Annotated in this window: 19 protein-coding genes; 13 read left to right on the forward strand and 6 right to left on the reverse strand. The window is 35.5% G+C overall.

The window, feature by feature from the left end:
- Nucleotides 1-8 precede the first annotated feature (8 nt).
- The 4 genes from OCF96_RS00700 to OCF96_RS10275 form a co-directional block, all read right to left on the reverse strand.
- Nucleotides 9-506: an antirestriction protein ArdA gene (locus tag OCF96_RS00700; RefSeq protein ID WP_000342539.1), complete on the reverse strand. Its 498-nt coding sequence runs from the start codon at nt 504-506 to the stop codon at nt 9-11.
- A gap of 116 nt (nt 507-622) precedes the next feature.
- On the reverse strand, nt 623-844 hold the full coding sequence (locus OCF96_RS00705; protein ID WP_001009056.1) for a hypothetical protein: 222 nt from the start codon (nt 842-844) through the stop codon (nt 623-625).
- Between the two features lie 42 nt (nt 845-886).
- Nucleotides 887-2,092: a MobT family relaxase gene (mobT, locus tag OCF96_RS00710; RefSeq protein ID WP_000398284.1), complete on the reverse strand. Its 1,206-nt coding sequence runs from the start codon at nt 2,090-2,092 to the stop codon at nt 887-889.
- A gap of 22 nt (nt 2,093-2,114) precedes the next feature.
- A complete protein-coding gene (locus OCF96_RS10275) occupies nt 2,115-2,423 on the reverse strand; it encodes a hypothetical protein (RefSeq protein WP_474104220.1) in 309 nt (102 codons plus the stop codon).
- 142 nt (nt 2,424-2,565) lie between these two features.
- Here OCF96_RS10275 and OCF96_RS00720 point away from each other — a divergent pair, with 142 nt between their 5' ends.
- The 4 genes from OCF96_RS00720 (at nt 2,566) to OCF96_RS00735 (ending at nt 9,905) form a co-directional block, all read left to right on the forward strand.
- Entirely contained in the window at nt 2,566-2,976 is a 411-nt protein-coding gene (locus OCF96_RS00720; protein WP_261445022.1) for a thrombospondin type 3 repeat-containing protein, read from the forward strand.
- Between the two features lie 47 nt (nt 2,977-3,023).
- Nucleotides 3,024-9,236 carry a DEAD/DEAH box helicase family protein gene (locus tag OCF96_RS00725; RefSeq protein ID WP_261445034.1) on the forward strand — a complete coding sequence of 2,071 codons (6,213 nt, stop codon included), beginning with the start codon at nt 3,024-3,026 and terminating at the stop codon, nt 9,234-9,236.
- 74 nt (nt 9,237-9,310) lie between these two features.
- Entirely contained in the window at nt 9,311-9,595 is a 285-nt protein-coding gene (locus tag OCF96_RS00730) for a DUF5962 family protein (protein WP_261445035.1), read from the forward strand.
- A 13-nt stretch (nt 9,596-9,608) separates the two neighbouring features.
- Nucleotides 9,609-9,905 (forward strand): DUF5966 family protein, encoded by a 297-nt coding sequence (locus OCF96_RS00735; RefSeq protein WP_261445036.1) that lies wholly within the window; start codon nt 9,609-9,611, stop codon nt 9,903-9,905.
- A 13-nt stretch (nt 9,906-9,918) separates the two neighbouring features.
- Here the strand turns inward: OCF96_RS00735 and OCF96_RS00740 are convergent, their stop codons facing one another.
- Nucleotides 9,919-10,116: a hypothetical protein gene (locus OCF96_RS00740; RefSeq protein WP_081720561.1), complete on the reverse strand. Its 198-nt coding sequence runs from the start codon at nt 10,114-10,116 to the stop codon at nt 9,919-9,921.
- A 159-nt stretch (nt 10,117-10,275) separates the two neighbouring features.
- On the opposite strand from OCF96_RS00740, the gene OCF96_RS00745 reads away from it, so the two are divergent.
- From OCF96_RS00745 to pezT, 9 genes are all read left to right on the forward strand, one after another.
- Complete coding sequence (locus OCF96_RS00745) at nt 10,276-10,917, forward strand: hypothetical protein (RefSeq protein WP_033607223.1); 642 nt, start codon at nt 10,276-10,278, stop codon at nt 10,915-10,917.
- A 9-nt stretch (nt 10,918-10,926) separates the two neighbouring features.
- Nucleotides 10,927-12,012 (forward strand): toprim domain-containing protein, encoded by a 1,086-nt coding sequence (locus tag OCF96_RS00750; protein ID WP_261445046.1) that lies wholly within the window; start codon nt 10,927-10,929, stop codon nt 12,010-12,012.
- A 50-nt stretch (nt 12,013-12,062) separates the two neighbouring features.
- Nucleotides 12,063-12,296 carry a DUF5965 family protein gene (locus OCF96_RS00755; protein ID WP_000152419.1) on the forward strand — a complete coding sequence of 78 codons (234 nt, stop codon included), beginning with the start codon at nt 12,063-12,065 and terminating at the stop codon, nt 12,294-12,296.
- Complete coding sequence (locus OCF96_RS00760; protein ID WP_261445048.1) at nt 12,293-12,676, forward strand: DUF5945 family protein; 384 nt, start codon at nt 12,293-12,295, stop codon at nt 12,674-12,676. Before OCF96_RS00755 ends, OCF96_RS00760 begins: the two co-directional genes overlap by 4 nt.
- Nucleotides 12,677-12,713: 37 nt before the next feature.
- Nucleotides 12,714-12,989: a hypothetical protein gene (locus tag OCF96_RS00765; protein WP_261445055.1), complete on the forward strand. Its 276-nt coding sequence runs from the start codon at nt 12,714-12,716 to the stop codon at nt 12,987-12,989.
- Between the two features lie 81 nt (nt 12,990-13,070).
- Nucleotides 13,071-13,703, forward strand: coding sequence for a DUF3990 domain-containing protein (locus OCF96_RS00770; RefSeq protein WP_261445056.1), 633 nt, complete (start codon nt 13,071-13,073; stop codon nt 13,701-13,703).
- Nucleotides 13,694-13,921: a hypothetical protein gene (locus tag OCF96_RS00775; RefSeq protein ID WP_000301902.1), complete on the forward strand. Its 228-nt coding sequence runs from the start codon at nt 13,694-13,696 to the stop codon at nt 13,919-13,921. The genes OCF96_RS00770 and OCF96_RS00775 overlap by 10 nt, the downstream gene beginning before the upstream one ends.
- A 152-nt stretch (nt 13,922-14,073) precedes the next feature.
- Nucleotides 14,074-14,550, forward strand: a complete 477-nt coding sequence (pezA, locus tag OCF96_RS00780) for a type II toxin-antitoxin system antitoxin PezA (protein WP_261029171.1) — start codon at nt 14,074-14,076, stop codon at nt 14,548-14,550.
- A complete protein-coding gene (gene pezT, locus OCF96_RS00785; RefSeq protein WP_261445059.1) occupies nt 14,550-15,308 on the forward strand; it encodes a type II toxin-antitoxin system toxin PezT in 759 nt (252 codons plus the stop codon). The genes pezA and pezT overlap by 1 nt, the downstream gene beginning before the upstream one ends.
- 390 nt (nt 15,309-15,698) lie before the next feature.
- Here pezT and OCF96_RS00790 read toward each other — a convergent pair whose 3' ends face one another.
- Nucleotides 15,699-16,595 (reverse strand): tyrosine-type recombinase/integrase, encoded by an 897-nt coding sequence (locus OCF96_RS00790; protein ID WP_261445068.1) that lies wholly within the window; start codon nt 16,593-16,595, stop codon nt 15,699-15,701.
- Nucleotides 16,596-16,603: the final 8 nt, after the last annotated feature.

Consider the following 16,603-nt stretch of genomic DNA (forward strand, 5'->3'; position numbering starts at 1 on the left):
CGACAGATTTAATAGACGATTTCAAAAATCCCATGATTGGTTGAGATAAACGTTCCTGAAAGGTCTAAATCCCGACCATAGGCTTGATAATCAATATAGTTTTGAAGACTAGCTGGTACTTCGCCTAAAGCACCCGTTTCTTCAATGTAGTAGCGTGCCACGTCATACATATCATCACAATCGGAATGAATGATAATATCCTCTTGATGTTCGCTTAGTTCTTCAATGCTTGAAAAATGAGTGAGCAGAGCAGATAGCTCCGATTGTAATTCTTCGGGTAATTCCGATACCATTTCCCATAGTCGATTGAGTTCGCCAATGGAAGTGTATTCGTCAACCGTAAAGGGTAACTCGTAGTCATGAATGGCGTATTCCTCATATTCATCATTCAAGCCGATTTTCTCTTTGACTTCCTCAAAGTCAATGGGAAAGGTAAACCACGCACCGACCAATTCGCCCTCATTGTATTTGCCTAAATTCGCAATATAGACTTGCATATCGTCCATATATTCACGTCCTTTCTTTGTAGAGATTCAAAAATCCCTACCGCACTTCGTTTGGTGTACCATTCCTTTGCGGAACATAAGAAAACCACTTATATTCCACAAAAGAACGGTTTTATTTAAGCACCAATAATGCGATTGAATAGCTCTAGTAAAATGTCTTTTACTCCAGCAGCGTTGAAGACTAAGCCAACCGCAATAATCGCAATAATTAAAAAGCCAATCAGTTTGCTAAACTCACGCTTGAAGCCAAGATACAAGCCAATCACAACGATTGCTAAAAGCACCAGTGATTGAGCGTTTGATAGAAACCAGTTATAAAGGTTTTGTCCAAAATTCATAAAAATGTTCTCCTCTCTATATTCAATGAATTTGTATTTGAGTTATTTTTTTGTTGTTATCACGTCCTGTTCTTTTACTGACTGTTGCTTCAAAATCTGCTTGTGTCGGTCTGTCAGTTTCGCATGGTCGAGAATGTCTTTTACAACCTGCGTCTGGTTGATTTCATCAAGTTTAATCGCAACCTTTAAGGTCGGGGCAACTTGATGAGATAGCCAGTTCAGCGTCCTTTGGAAGGAGTAAGGCTCTGGTTTTGTGGTTAGTTTTAATCGTTCACGATTGTTCCCAATAAACCAAGCCCATTCTTCATTCAGTTTCCAATCAGAACGAGGTTTGGAATCGTCTTTATCTACAAAACGGATATACCGATTGATAATTTTAAAGGCGGTATGCTCTGGATTGTCATAGACGAGTAAATCACGGACTGCATAATAGGCACGCTCATTTTTCAATCGAATCTCAAAACGGTTTTTTACTTCTGCGTCTTCAATGGGAATATCATTTTTCTTGTACTGCTCGTAGTCCTTTTCATAGATACAGAAATAAACTTCACTTTGTAATGAACCGATATAGAGGGTGTTTCCCATACATTCCTTTTCCTCTTTGCGTACCAGTTCGCCACTGCGATAGCTTTTAAAACTGCGGAAGACGGAGATACATTCTTCCTGTTGGCACTTTTCAGTGAGTACAGGGATATTCAAAATCCCTGTCTTATCGTTAATGGCAAGGTCAAGGCGTTTCATCACACCGCCAGCCACCAAAACGTCCATAAAGAACTCATACCAGCTTCTTTGTTGTGCCAGAAGATAGCTTTCAAATTGTCTGCACCCACGACCTTTCAATTCCACCAGAACTCCTTTGTCCAGTTCATGGGAGCAAAGGACGAATATGTCGCCTAAAGCATAATGCTCTGAATAAGAATAGAAACCATAGTCCTCATGAAGAAAATAGGACAGTTTCAGTTGTAAGATGTTTTCGACCACCTGCTGTACGTCTGTTGTCGGAAAGCGAATCCTTACATAATCAAACAGCATTTCAAGGGGAGCGTCGGGATTGAAGCGTTCCAGAGCTTCCCAAAGGGACTGCTGTAAATCCTCTGATGGCTTGACTTTTCCTGTTTCAATATCGCTTAGATACTGCCTTGTAATACCAGTCGCAACAGCTAAACGGTTTTGAGATAGTCCATAAGCCAAGCGTTTTTCTTTTAAATGCTGTAACCAAGTTTGTTCATTCAGTAAAAATCCCTCCAATCAAAAAGGCGTATGTCAACTTTTAAAGCCCATTTGACATACGCTGAAATTTTGTAAATCCCTTGTAACCAAAGGATTTTCTAATGTTTTTTTTATAGTGTATAAATCCAAAATAAGTTTTTCTCTTGCGTTTGTAGCTCATATTCGTTAGAATAATGGTGTAGATGAGTGGTCGGCTCATGGTCAATCTGATATTAATCTTGGACATAAGGGTCAAGCGGTGGCGGACACCAGAACGAAATCCGATAGCAATCTTGGACGTAAGGGCCAAGCGGTGGCAGACACCAGAATAAACCGACTGACTAGGTGGCTTACAGGTTCTGTAAGTCATCTTTTTTACTTTGATAGTAACGTTTTATCATTTTCAGGAGAACGTAGTTTAGGCTCGTTCTCTTTTTTGTTGTGATACTTCTTTCAAGGAATATTTGGTAGGATTGGAGTGAAAAAAGATTAACTAGGAAAGAAGGAAGTATATGGAAGCAATTTATCAACGTGATTCGGATCAAGATGGATTAACTGATGCTCAAGAATTAGCGCTAGGAACCAATCCTCTTAGCGCAGATTCTGATGGTGATGGTCGTTCAGATTTAGTGGAAGTAGAAGAAGGAACCAATCCCTTAGAAAAGGATTTAAAAGACATAGACCAAACAAATATAACTGAACCGTCTTCAGTATTTATGGAAATGAAACAAAAGATTTCAGATATGATGGAGAGTCACTACAAGGAATTTATACAGGCTCTGATTAGTATTGAAACAGGGATTGAAAACCAACAAGACCTTGAAGACTTATATACTTACTACATGAGAACAGATGCCGTTTCTCTTTTGTCTAGTGATTTAGAAACCAGTCCTCAAAAGGTTGAAATGGAGATAGAGTTGTAGGGGAATCATGTGATTCTCCTATTTTCGTATAGATGAAAGGAGCGAGTATGGAAGTAATACAATTATTGGCTATGTTTCGTGGAACAATTCCAAAAGATAGTGAGAAAATGGACCTATTTCTTCGCTATCAGGCGCAACATTTTGATGAGAAATGGCAGGACTTGGTAGAAAGTTTTTTGGCTGAAGAGGGCAAGATAGAAGAGATACCTCATGTCTATTCGTTTGATCAAGATATTGTTTCTTTCCTAGAGGCCAGTTCTGAAAATAATGACCAAGATTTAGAAAGTTACACAAGAAGTTTTGGACAAGCGGGTCTAGATAAATTATCTCAATTAAGTAATTTTGAGAAATACTTGGTGCTAGAAGTCGCAATCTATAACCTTTCCACTCGATTTTACATCCAATCTGAAAAAGAAAAACTAAAACAACTAAGTGAGCTTGTATTTCATCAGAATCAGGATGTCAATTTAGTCAATGTCTATCGGGTTGCGAATAATCTATCTGACCGCATTAGTAGAGATATAGAGGAGTTTCTTCTAATGGTTGATTCCAAAGAGGTTAAAAAAGAAGTTCTTGAGATTCATTTTGAAGGAAAAGAGGGAGATGTTCTAGCCTATTTGGGTTCAGAATTAATGGCTACTTTAGATACCGTTACGGATCTTGTCCATCATGAAGAACAATACCAACAACTCCCACTGACACAAAAGCTGAAGATTATTACTCACTTTGATGATGTAAAAGCTAAAATCGAAAAGTCTAAGCAAGTAGAGGAAGTTTTATCTCCTTCAAGTGATATTGAACAGGAAATGGAAGAAACGAACTCTTTTTCTAATGTCGATAAAATTGTAGAAGAAGCTTTGAGGGAATATTCAATCGGTTCACAAGTAAGTTATAAAGGACAAGTATTTCAGTTGGTTTCGATTGAAAATGCACACTTAAATGACTTAGTTCGCCTAGAGCTATTCAATGATTCCAACCAGTTGTTTGAAGAAAATCCTATCTTATACTTGAACAGTTTGGAAGAGATTGAACAATTATTGTCTCATGTAGAACTTGAAAAAGAAGATTCAGAGATTGAGATTGAATCACCAAGTGAAAGTCAGGAAATAGATTTGTTTTCCTACCTGGAAGAAGAAAATGAAAAGGATAAGGAAACAGAAACGCTTATTGTAGGCATAGAAGAGACGGATGTCCCTGTTCTAGATTTTGTTTTTCCAGATGATTTAGAGGACTTTTATCCTAAGACAAATCGAGAAAAAATTGAAACGAATATCGCCGCAATTGAACTTGTTAAAAGATTAGAAAAAGAGGGACGACAAGCGAATCCAGAAGAACAAGAGCTACTCGCCAAGTATGTCGGCTGGGGTGGTCTTGCCAATGAATTTTTCGATGAACTTAATCCAAAGTATGAAACAGAACGTTTAACTCTTAAGAGTTTAGTAAGTAAATCAGAGTACTCCACTATGAAACAAAGTTCTCTCACAGCCTATTATACAGACCCAATGATTATTCGCCAGATTTGGCAAAAATTACTGGATGATGGTTTTGAGGGAGGGAGGATATTAGATCCTTCTATGGGGACTGGGAACTTCTTTGCGGCTATGCCTAGAAGTATACGAGAAAAATCAGAACTTTATGGGGTTGAATTAGACAGTGTGACAGGCGCAATCGCAAAACAACTCCACCCCAATACCCATATTGAAGTGCGAGGATTTGAAGAAGTTCCCTATCAAAATAATAGTTTTGATTTAGTCTTAACGAATGTTCCTTTTGGAAATTTTCGCATTGCCGATAAAAACTATGATAAACCTTATATGATTCATGACTACTTTGTCAAACACTCACTTGATTTAGTAAGAGACGGAGGACAAGTTTCGATTATCTCTTCTATCGGAACAATGGATAAGCGGACAGATAATGTCTTACAAGAGATTAAAACTAACACTCATTTTTTAGGGGGAGTTCGGTTGCCAGATACGGCTTTTAAAAAGATTGCAGGTACTCGAGTAACCACAGACCTCCTCTTCTTTCAAAAGAATCAAGCAAAGAATCTTAATGAAGATGAGCTTGTCTTTAGTGGTTCTATTCCCTTTGAGGAGGATAAGCGTGTCTGGATCAATCCTTATTTTGATGGGAAATACAATACACAAGTTTTGGGTCAATATGAGGTACGTAATTTTAATGGAGGAACCCTCAATGTTAAGGGGGAATCAGAAACATTAGCTACTGACATAATGAAAGCATTAGAGAATGTAGAAGCACCTAAACCAATTGACAATTCTTTGAAAGCACCTGTTTTTATCCAAGAAGAAGTGGATAATTCTATCCCAAGTCGTATACGAGAGGACTTAGCGCTCTATTCTTTTGGATATGAGGGAAATCAAATTTATTACCGAGATACGCATGGCATTCGGAAAAGTTCAAAAGTAGACGAAATTAGTTATTATGTAGATGAGAAGGGAGATTTTAAAGCTTGGGACAGTTCTTTGTCTGAACATAAAATAGACCGATTCGTGCAACTTCATTTGACAGATGAGGAAGCACTAGATGTTTACAAGTCAGAAGAAGCGAGTAAAAGAGGGAAATATAAGGGACTGTTCAAAAAAACTGTCTTTTATGAAAGCCCCTTATCGGATAAGGACATTAGTCGCATTAAGGGCATGGTTGATTTGAGAGAGACCTATCAATCCTTAATTGAAATTCAACGTCATCCAGATTATAGTCGAGCTGATTTTCAGGAATTGCTTGGCAAATTGAATCATGACTATGACCGCTTTGTAAGTCAATTTGGATACTTGAATGCCTCAGTCAATCGTAACTTATTTGATAGTGACGATAAGTATTCTTTACTAGCAAGTTTAGAAGATGAATACATTGATTCTAAAGATCAGAAAGTAAAATATAAAAAATCTTTAGCCTTTGAGAAAGCATTGGTTAGGCCGGAGAGAGTGATTGCAAGAGTTTCAACGGCTTTAGATGCCTTAAACTCTAGTTTATCGGATGGTAGAGGGGTTGATTTAGACTATATGGTATCAATTTACCCTGAACATAGCCAAGCTGCTATTTTAGATGAGTTAGGAGACCAGATTTTAATGGATCCAGAAAGCTATTTAAGAGGAGAAAGAAAATATCTTTCTAAGAACCAGTTTTTATCAGGAGATATTCTCAACAAGATAGAAGTAGTTCAACTATTAGTGGAGGAAAACAATCAAGAATGTGACTGGTCTCATGCTTTAGATTTGTTAGAATCTGTTCGTCCTCCACGGATTCATCTGGCAGATATTGAGTTTAAAATAGGGTCACGTTGGATTCCTCAATCCGTTTATGGTAAATTTGCCTTTGAATGTTTTACCAATCGTGAATTTGAATTGTCTTCGCCTGATGTTGAACAAGTCATTGAAGTGAATCCTGTCGATGGGCAGGTTCATTTAAGGACATCATTTGCTTATCGCTATCCAAGTGCCAAAGATAGTAGTCTTGGAGTTAGTGGGTCACGTTATGATACAGGAAGAAAGATTTTTGAGAATTTACTTAATTCGAACCAACCGACTATTACTATGACTGTTACGGAAGGAGAAAAGAAAAAGACCATCACAGATTTGGAGAAAACCTCTGTTCTAAGAGCAAAAGAGCAGCATTTACAAGAACTCTTTCAAGACTTTGTCTCACGGTATCCAGAAGTCCAACAAGTCATCGAAGAAAGTTACAATCGTCTTTATAATCGAACGGTTAGTCGAGAGTATGACGGTAGCCATCTAGTCATTGATGGCTTGGCACAAAACATCAGTCTTCGCCCTCACCAAGAGAATGCCATTCAAAGAATCGTAGAAGAAAAAAGAGCCTTATTAGCTCATGAGGTAGGTTCAGGAAAGACCTTGACAATGCTTGGTGCTGGGTTTAAATTAAAGGAGTTGGGGATGGTTCATAAGCCCTTGTATGTGGTGCCCTCTAGTTTGTCTGCTCAATTTGGTCAAGAAATCATGAAATTTTTCCCTACTAAAAAAGTCTTTGTGACTACTAAGAAAGATTTTGTGAAGGCGAGAAGAAAACAATTTGTGTCACGTATTATTACAGGAGATTACGATGCCATTGTCATTGGGGATTCTCAATTTGAAAAAATCCCTGTCAGTAAGGAAAGACAGATGAATTATATAGAGGATAAACTCAATGAACTACGAGAGATTAAAACACATTCTGAAAATAAGTATACCGTTAAAGAAGCAGAGCAATCAATTAGTGGTCTAGAGAAACAATTGGAAGAACTCCAACGCTTTAATCGTGATAGTTTTATTGATTTTGAGAACTTAGGAATTGATTTTCTCTTTGTGGATGAAGCACATCACTTTAAAAATATTCGTCCGATTACTGGACTTGGAAATGTAGCAGGGATTACCAATACAACGTCTAAGAAGAATGTGGATATGGAAATGAAGGTGCGACAGATTCAGGAAGAACATGATTTTAAAAACATTGTCTTTGCGACAGGAACTCCTGTTTCCAATTCTATTAGTGAGTTATATACTATGATGAACTATATTCAACCAGATATATTAAAACGCTATCAAGTTGATTATTTTGACTCTTGGGTAGGTGCTTTTGGAGAAATTCAAAACTCTATGGAATTAGCTCCTACAGGGGATAAGTACCAACCTAAGAAACGATTTAAAAAATTTGTCAATCTACCTGAGTTGATGAAAATCTACAAAGAAACAGCTGACATTCAAACACAAGATATGTTGGATTTACCTGTTCCAGAAGCTCATATTATCCCTATTGAGAGTGAGTTAACCGAAAACCAGAAACTCTATCTAGAAGAATTGGTTATGCGTTCAGATGCGGTCAAATGTGGAACGGTTGATCCGAGTCAGGATAACATGTTAAAGATAACGGGCGAGGCACGGAAACTAGCTATTGATATGCGTTTGTTGGACTCTAGCTATAGTCTAGCAGACAATCATAAACTGCTTCAGGTAGTGGATAATGTTGAGAGAATTTATCGTGAGGGAATGGGAAATAAGGCTACTCAGATGATTTTTTCAGATATTGGCACACCTAAGAAAAAGGATAATGGCTTTGATGTCTATTCTGAAATAAAGGCTCTATTAGTTGATAGAGGAATTCCTAGTAAGGAAATTGCCTTTGTACATGATGCCAATAGTGATGAAAAGAAGAATAGTTTGTCTCGAAAGGTCAATGCAGGAGAAGTACGGATTCTCCTTGCCTCAACTGAAAAAGGAGGAACAGGTTTAAATGTTCAGAGCAAGATGAAAGCAGTTCATCACCTGGATGTACCGTGGAGACCAAGTGACATTCAGCAACGCAATGGACGTATTATCCGACAGGGAAATGAAAACAAGGAAGTGGATATTTACCACTACATTACTAAAGGTTCGTTTGATAATTATCTATGGGCAACTCAGGAGAACAAACTCCGCTATATTAAGCAGATTATGACTTCTAAGGAGCCGATTCGTGCTGCAGAAGATATTGATGAACAGACTATGACAGCTTCTGATTTTAAGGCGCTAGCAACAGGTAATCCTTATCTTAAATACAAGATGGAACTAGAGAATGATCTAACTCTATTAGAAAATCAAAGACGCGCCTTTCAACGCAGCAAGGATCACTATCGTCACACAATCTCCTACTGTGAAGAAAATATGCCCATTCTTGAGAAACGATTAAGCAAGTATGAAGGCGATATTCAACAGTCTGAAATATCGAAAGACCAGGCATTTTCTATGACAGTAGGCAAGCAAGCTTTTGATCAACGAGCTGAAGCAGGGGAATCCCTACACCGTCTTATCCGTCATAATCAAGCTGACAGCAAAGAATTCCGAACCCTAGCAAGCTATCGAGGATTTGACATTAAAATGCTTAGTCTTCCAACCAATCAACCTCTTCCTGAAACCTTCTCTGTTAAGATTGTAGGAGAAAATCAATATTCTGTCAGTTTAGATTTGTATTCTCCTTTAGGGACAATTCAAAGGCTTCAGCATACGATTGATCACATCAAGGAGGACCAAGTGAAAACTCAGAACTTATTGGATGAATTAAAGGATAAATGGACTACTGCTAAAGTAGAAATTGAGAAAAATTTTCCAAAGGAAGAGGACTATCAAACAAAAAAGGCCGAATACGATGTACTCGCGCCATTGATTGAAACAGAAACGGATTTAGATATTATTGATCAGGCCTTAAGACAATTCCACGAAAAAGGAAAAGAAAAGCAAGAACAACTTTCTTTTGAATTAGATTAAAAAATAGATACAAATAGCGGACAAGAAAAGAAAAACGCGGTAAAATAAAGATAGAAAAAAGCGAGGTAACGATTATGATGGAAGATACCTATTATCAATTAGAAGAGGCTTTGGTACAGGGATTTCAAACGCCTGAAGAATACCAAGCCTACAAGGAGCTAAAGGAACATTATGAGGAAGTGACAGGCGATTACAGCTTTTCTATACGAGAACTTACTAGTCAATTGGAAATCTCTCTTCAAAATCATCGAAGTGTGGACTTTGAAGAAGATGAAAAAGAGGAGTATTTGGATTTAGTTCAAAAGCTAGAGGAATTTGATTCATCTCTTGCCACCCATTATCGTCAGTTGATTGATTAGGAAGGAACAAGTCATGAATGATTTACTCCTTATCCCAGTAATTTTTTTAGCAGTAGGAGGAATTCTCATTCTTTTATGGAGACTCTTTCTTATTGCCAGCGGACTTTTCCTGATTGGTTTTGTCAGTTTTCTTATTTTCGTGGAGGTCTATGGAATTTATTTGTTCTTTACTGAACCTAGTTTATATTTTGATGATATCAGACAACATGGTTTAACTAGTTTTACGTCTATGTACCTTTTCATCAATCTGATGTTGGTTCTAGGATTCAGTTGGCGCTTCATTAACTCCATAAATAAGAAAAAAATGTGAACTTTTTAGATAGTCAAAAGACTTTATCTGAATCTAAATTCGGATAAGGTTTTTTATTTACCTTGATTCTTTCATATACATCATAGCTAAATTGGAGTAATAATTTATGAAAGTCATTATCCTCACTATTATTACTTGTATTTATGGCTTGTTTATGTCGTTCAATATGAGAAAGAGCTCTTCTCAAATTTTCTTCTTTTAATTTGTTCATATTTATATTATAAACTGAAGACAGCTAATTTTGATATTTTTCTCTGAACTGTACGATTTTGCGCCTGAAATGTAGAAATTCCCTTTCGTTGTGATGTGATAAAACTTACAAGTTCTTTTTGTTATTCTTGACCTAGTTTTTATAGAAAGAAGGTCTAAGATGTTAAATAAAGTCAAAACTAAAGCCTTAATTAGTGTTGGAGCAGTGGCTGCAACTAGCTTTATTCTCATGATGGGATATACTGCTGGTCAACATTCTACTGCTAAACAAAGTCGCAAAGAAATCGAATTGGCTGCAGCTAAACTTGTAGAGGACAAACAAGAAGAAGATAAAGCCAGCATTTTGTCATCGGATACTGTAAAAGAATTTTTGACGCAGTACTATACGAAAGAAAAGCTCGGAGAAAATAATACACGTATTCAACCTTATATGACTGAATCGGCTTATTCTCAAGAATTGTCAAGTCAAAATGATGCCATGAACCAAGTGTATAAGGATTATATTTTGGATTATCATTTTGAAAAAGCAGATATCTTTGTCAATCAGACTACGAATCAAGCCATTGCCATGGTCTCTTATAATGTAACCTATGTATCTGATTTAAAGAATGCCAACCAATCAAAGACCAATCAGACAGAAACCAGAACGGTTAAGTTGTCTTATTCGAAACTACCAGGTAAGTTATTGGTCAATCAAGTACAGGTTTGGAAATCTGGGTTAGATGATTTGGATAAGGCTACTCCTAAAACTTTGGAAGAATCCTCATCTGTTCCATCACTGCCAAATACTACAACAAAATGATGATATTGCATGGAAATAGAAGAATGTAAGCAAATTTCAATTCTTGATGTAGCCAATCGTTTAGGTATCTCCTTTAAACAAGTTTCGAGCAGTGTCTATGAACATCCTGAACATGATTCATTTCGGATTTTTTCAACTACCAATACTTTTAAATGGTTTTCAAGAGATATTCAAGGTGATGTCATTGATTTTGTTCGACTTGTTCAGGGAATTTCCTTTAAAGAAGCTCTAGCCTTTCTTTCTGAAGAACCTTTTCAAAAAGAAGCTGTTCAAGAAAAAAGAGAGAGACCATTTTATTATCCTTTAAAGAGAATAGAAGATTCTAACTGTAGTCTGGCCAGATATTACTTAACAGAATGTAGAGGAATTTCAGAAGAAATTGTACAAAGGATGATTCAACAAGGTTTGATGGCACAAGCCAGTTGGAAAACAAATGAAACAGTTGAACCTGTTATTGTTTTTAAAAGCTTTAATCATCGTCACATACTACAGGCAGCAAGCCTACAAGGGATTTATAAGAATCCCGCTCTTTCTAGAGAGAGGTTAAAAACGATTCTAAAAGGAAGCCATGGACATATTGGAATATCCTTTGACATTGGTAAACCAAATAGACTGGTCTTTTGTGAATCGTTCATCGACTTGATGAGCTATTACGAACTTCATCAACAAAATCTATCTGATGCTCGTTTGGTATCTATGGAGGGATTAAAAAGGTCTGTTGTTGCTTATCAAACTTTACGACTGATAGCTGAAGAAAATCAGAAGTTGGAATTTTTGGATACAGTAATACCTTCAAAGTTATTGTCTTTAATCAATACAATTCGTGATACCACCAGCTATTTTGATAATCATCCTGATTTATTGACACTTGCGGTAGATTGTGATGATGCAGGAAAAGATTTTTCCGATAAGTTATCTCAAGCTGGATTGCCTGTTTTACTGGATTTACCTGATAATGAATCTGGGAAAGAAAAAATAGACTGGAATGATGTCCTTAGAGAAAAGAAATCAGATTTACAATTGATACTTGAGTCTGCAAAAGAGACATTGAGGAATCAACCAGTAAGACAAACCTCTCAATGTTTAGAATTGTGATAACAAAATCAAGATGTTCTAGCTAAAATTAGTATGAAGGAGGATCGTATATGACCATAATCGAACGCTTAGAAGAAAAGGTCACTAGGCAAGAAAGCAAGGTAGCAAGAGAAACAGAAAAACTAGCTGCTTACAAAGAGCAACTGGAGACAGCGATGTTTGCGACGTTCAAAAGGCGTCAAAGCATTAGTCACATGAGTTTTGAAGAAGCTCTTGACCATGCCTTTGGTAAAGAAAGACAATTCGATGATTCTGAATTTAGAAAGGATGAAATGAGTGAATGACAAAAGATTGGAATTTTAATCAACCATTAGAAAGTAAATCAGAAAATCAAGAAGATCCAGATAAAATTGCGGCCTTATTTGGAAATCATCAAGGAGGTAATGATGTAAATTATGAAGCAGCTTTTCAAAAGCGTAAACAAGCACCTGTGACGGAATCAAATTCCTGTTCTAAGCCCAAAGTTACAGAGATTAGAACAGGAAAAGAGACAGATATCACTACAAGTTATCAGCAACATCTTAAAAGACTGATTGCGGATAACAATAGCGATATTCAAAGTAGTCAAAAGAAAATTGAAGAGCTACATACTTTGATTGACACAAAGAATAAAGACAATAAGAAATTGCAGTCCATTTATGATGCGATTTCGGAATTACACTAAGCAGTCCTGATAGGCTGCTTTTTTTGAGAGGTTATAGATGTTTACAACATTTTTTAAGAAAAATCACGACAATAGTGATGTATTTAAAAAGCTGATTCATAGACTATCTGATATGTCTGTCCAAGATCTTGAAAAAATAGACCGACTACTAGATATCATTTTCACTCCAGAACAAGAATCAGAACAACTAAAAACAGAAACAACTTATAGGGAAGAAACTTTGGACGACACATTAAAAAAAGCTAAAAATCAACTTCATAAGGAACAATTGGAGAAGAATTTAGAGAGATTTAGAAAAGATGGAAGGAAGTGAATAGTTTTATAAAATTTTCTTTTACTTGAATAAAGTCTTGTGTTATACTTTTAGTATAGACTAGATAAGGAAGTAAATATTTTGGACTTGACTACCAAGCAGGAAAAGCAACTAGGTCAGACTCAGTGGTTTCATGCTACATTATTGAGACATTTAGAATCCTTAAAAAAAGGAATCGATGTTAAATTTAATTTAGGAAGTGAGCTAGACTTTGGACCTGGTTTCTATATCACACCTGACTTTGAACAAGCTAGAAAATTTATTAACAAGCAAGTTGAAGTATTAAATCGAAGCACTTCTAATAATAATATTTTTGACTCAGAAGAAGAAGTAGGAATTATAGTAGAATTTCGTATTTCAAATTTTATAGAAATTTTTAAGAACCCTGACTATCATTGTCACTATTTTGCAAAACATAAAAAGTCAGAGTCAGATTTAGATTTTGCGGAATTTGTCGTTCAAAATCGGGAAAATCCAGATGAATTACAACACCATTTTGATTTTATCTATGGTGTTCAGACTGATGACAATCCAACCCAAGCTTTAGCTCGTTTTCGTCAGAATGAAATTACAAAAGAAGAAATGCTTGCTGAGTTTAGAAAACCCTATTCTTTTAAACAATTATCCATTCACAACCAATCTTTTTGTGATATAATGAAAATAGAGAAAGTTTATCAATCAAAGACAGGAGAGGAGTTACAAAAATGGCAGTAGTATCGTTGGAAAATAATATTAAACTATATAGTTCAGAATTATTTCAAGCACTATTAAAAGCCTCTAATTATAAATTGGATGAGCGTATTGCTCAGACTGTTGCAGAAGGCTATGCTCGTAATCTAGATTATTCTGATCCTGAACTGATGCATGTTGGTGTAACTTCGGTTGCTAACAACCTGCTTACAAAAATTAAACAAGAGTATTTTATTGTATAGTATTTTGAAAAGCCACCGAAAAAGGAATTACTCTTTAAGGTGGCTTTTTTAGAAGTAAAGTTTAGGCTAGAAAAACAACAAAAAATGCACCAATTTTGGTGCATTATGCTTTTTTATGCTATAATTGAATTATAAAAATAAAGGAGTTTGCCATGATTGGAAAGAACATAAAATCCTTACGTAAAACACATGACTTAACACAAGACGACTTTGCCCGAATTGTAGGAATTTCTCGAAATAGCTTGAGCCGGTATGAAAATGGAACGAGTTCAGTCTCTACGGAATTAATTGACATCATTTGTCAGAAGTTTAATGTATCTTATGTCGATATTGTAGGAGAAGATAAAATGCTTAATCCTGTTGAAGATTATGAATTGACTTTAAAAATTGAAATTGTGAAAGAAAGAGGTGCTAATCTACTTTCTCGACTCTATCGCTATCAAGATAGTCAGGGAATTAGCGTTGATGATGAATCTAATCCTTGGATTTTAATGAGTGATGATCTATCTGACTTGATTCATACGAATATCTATTTAGTAGAAACTTTTGATGAAATAGAGAGGTATAGCGGCTATTTGGATGGAATTGAACGCATGTTAGAGATATCTGAAAAGCGGATGGTAGCTTAATGGAAATCCAATATTATACTGATAATGAATTCAAACATGCTTTAGCACGGAATCTTCGTTCTCTGACAAGAGGAAAAAAGTCCAGTAAGCAACCTATAGCGATTTTGCTTGGAGGGCAAAGTGGTGCTGGCAAGACTACAATTCATCGTATTAAACAGAAAGAATTTCAAGGAAATATTGTTATCATAGATGGCGATAGTTTTCGTTCTCAGCATCCACACTATTTAGAACTTCAGCAAGAATATGGCAAAGATAGTGTTGAATATACTAAGGATTTTGCAGGAAAAATGGTGGAGTCTTTAGTAAGAGAATTGAGTCATTTGGGATACAATCTTTTGATAGAGGGAACTTTACGAACAGTTGATGTTCCAAAGAAAACAGCACAACTCTTGAAAAATAAGGGATACGAAGTACAATTAGCCTTGATTGCGACAAAGCCTAAGCTGTCCTATCTGAGCACTCTTATCCGATTCGAAGAACTGTACGCTATCAATCCAAATCAAGCACGCGCAACTCCAAAAGAACATCATGATTTCATTGTAAATCATCTAGTTAATAATACACGACAATTGGAAGAACTAGCTATCTTTGAAAGAATTCAAATTTACCAACGAGATAGAAGTTGTGTATATGATTCAAAAGAAAATACAACTTCAGCAGCAACCGTTCTTCATGATTTACTATTTGGAGAGTGGAGTCAGGTAGAAAATGATATGCTTAAATCTGGAGAAGAAAGATTTAAAGATTTAACTAATTGAAATGGTTGTTAGAACACAAATTTTAAAATATAGTCTACTTATAACTTTTGTTAGTTGTTTTAAGGTGGGCGAAAATTTTTTAGAACCAAAAAACGCATAGTCTCAGGTGTTGAAAAACTTGAAATTATGCGTTTTCTTGTGGGAAGATTTACTCCATTTTCTTCAGGAATTGAGATTTTGCCCATCTCTTTTTATTATATTTAAGGATATTTGAAAGATGTATTTTAGAAAAACAATTATGGAGTTCTTAATACGGAATATAGTATAAATGCTGATTAAAAGTGAAGTTTTATATGTTTTTTGCTTTTGTTGAGTATAAAACTATTAACTAAAGTCGAACTACAAAAATTAATTTAAGATGAAGTGAACTGTAGACTTTGGAAATGTCTCTTACTCGATTTCAGAATGAATTACTGATACGGGATTAAAAGAACTAAGTATTTCTTTTTGTTTTGAATGAGATACGTGAGTATAGATTTGTGTGATTGATATAGAACTATGTCCAAGAATTTGTTGAATATATCGAATATCTACATCACTATCTAGAAGCATTGTCGCAAAGCTATGTCTAAACATATGCGGTGTAATAGTTCTAGAAAAGTTATTTTGTTCAACGATTCTCTTTATTACTAAACGTACACTTTGCTCTGACAATGGTTTAAGTGAATGTTTCCCTGGGAACAAGAAATCATTGGATTCATTTCTTGTTTTATTTATATATGTTTCTAATAAATTGAATGTTTTTTGATCTCCTAAAAATAGGATACGTTCTTTCTTACCCTTTCCTATAATATGGAGTGTCTTATTGGAAAGATTAATATCTTTGAGATGAATGTTGCAAAGTTCAGAAATTCTGATGCCTGTTGAAAGTAAAAGTGAAATAATTAGTAGATTTCTTTCAGCGTGTTGTTTTTGATAATCAGTTTTAGATAGAACTACTCTCTGCTCTAAATATAAAAAAATACTTTTCAGAATGTCATACGGAATCGTTTTAGGCAATATTTTTTCAGTTCTAAATTGAAAACGCAATTGATTGAAGGGGTTCTCTTCAATTATGTTCTGGTATTTTAGATAGTTATAAAACACCTTCATACAAGCAATTTTTCTTCTTAATGTATTCGTTTTTATGTTAGATTGTGTCAAGTGTTCTATATAGGATTCGACATTATCATAGTCTGAGTTATAAAATTGCATAAGATCATTCTTATAAGCGCGAATCGTGTGTGAACTCAAACGCTTATGAGTTTTGCAATAATCTAAGTAATTAGAAATAAGTTTATAATCCATAAAAATCT

Origin of the sequence: Streptococcus mitis (assembly GCF_946190065.1) — a bacterium.
GTDB classification, from domain to species: Bacteria; Bacillota; Bacilli; order Lactobacillales; family Streptococcaceae; genus Streptococcus; species Streptococcus mitis_DE.

Coding starts and splice junctions, on each gene's coding strand:
- OCF96_RS00700 (WP_000342539.1), bottom strand. CDS start 506: ATGGACGATATGCAAGTCTATATTGCGAATTTAGGCAAATACAATGAG.
- OCF96_RS00705 (WP_001009056.1), bottom strand. CDS start 844: ATGAATTTTGGACAAAACCTTTATAACTGGTTTCTATCAAACGCTCAA.
- OCF96_RS10275 (WP_474104220.1), bottom strand. CDS start 2,423: ATGACTTACAGAACCTGTAAGCCACCTAGTCAGTCGGTTTATTCTGGT.
- OCF96_RS00720 (WP_261445022.1), top strand. CDS start 2,566: ATGGAAGCAATTTATCAACGTGATTCGGATCAAGATGGATTAACTGAT.
- OCF96_RS00725 (WP_261445034.1), top strand. CDS start 3,024: ATGGAAGTAATACAATTATTGGCTATGTTTCGTGGAACAATTCCAAAA.
- OCF96_RS00730 (WP_261445035.1), top strand. CDS start 9,311: ATGATGGAAGATACCTATTATCAATTAGAAGAGGCTTTGGTACAGGGA.
- OCF96_RS00735 (WP_261445036.1), top strand. CDS start 9,609: ATGAATGATTTACTCCTTATCCCAGTAATTTTTTTAGCAGTAGGAGGA.
- OCF96_RS00740 (WP_081720561.1), bottom strand. CDS start 10,116: ATGAACAAATTAAAAGAAGAAAATTTGAGAAGAGCTCTTTCTCATATT.
- OCF96_RS00745 (WP_033607223.1), top strand. CDS start 10,276: ATGTTAAATAAAGTCAAAACTAAAGCCTTAATTAGTGTTGGAGCAGTG.
- OCF96_RS00750 (WP_261445046.1), top strand. CDS start 10,927: ATGGAAATAGAAGAATGTAAGCAAATTTCAATTCTTGATGTAGCCAAT.
- OCF96_RS00755 (WP_000152419.1), top strand. CDS start 12,063: ATGACCATAATCGAACGCTTAGAAGAAAAGGTCACTAGGCAAGAAAGC.
- OCF96_RS00760 (WP_261445048.1), top strand. CDS start 12,293: ATGACAAAAGATTGGAATTTTAATCAACCATTAGAAAGTAAATCAGAA.
- OCF96_RS00765 (WP_261445055.1), top strand. CDS start 12,714: ATGTTTACAACATTTTTTAAGAAAAATCACGACAATAGTGATGTATTT.
- OCF96_RS00775 (WP_000301902.1), top strand. CDS start 13,694: ATGGCAGTAGTATCGTTGGAAAATAATATTAAACTATATAGTTCAGAA.
- pezA (WP_261029171.1), top strand. CDS start 14,074: ATGATTGGAAAGAACATAAAATCCTTACGTAAAACACATGACTTAACA.
- pezT (WP_261445059.1), top strand. CDS start 14,550: ATGGAAATCCAATATTATACTGATAATGAATTCAAACATGCTTTAGCA.
- OCF96_RS00790 (WP_261445068.1), bottom strand. CDS start 16,595: ATGGATTATAAACTTATTTCTAATTACTTAGATTATTGCAAAACTCAT.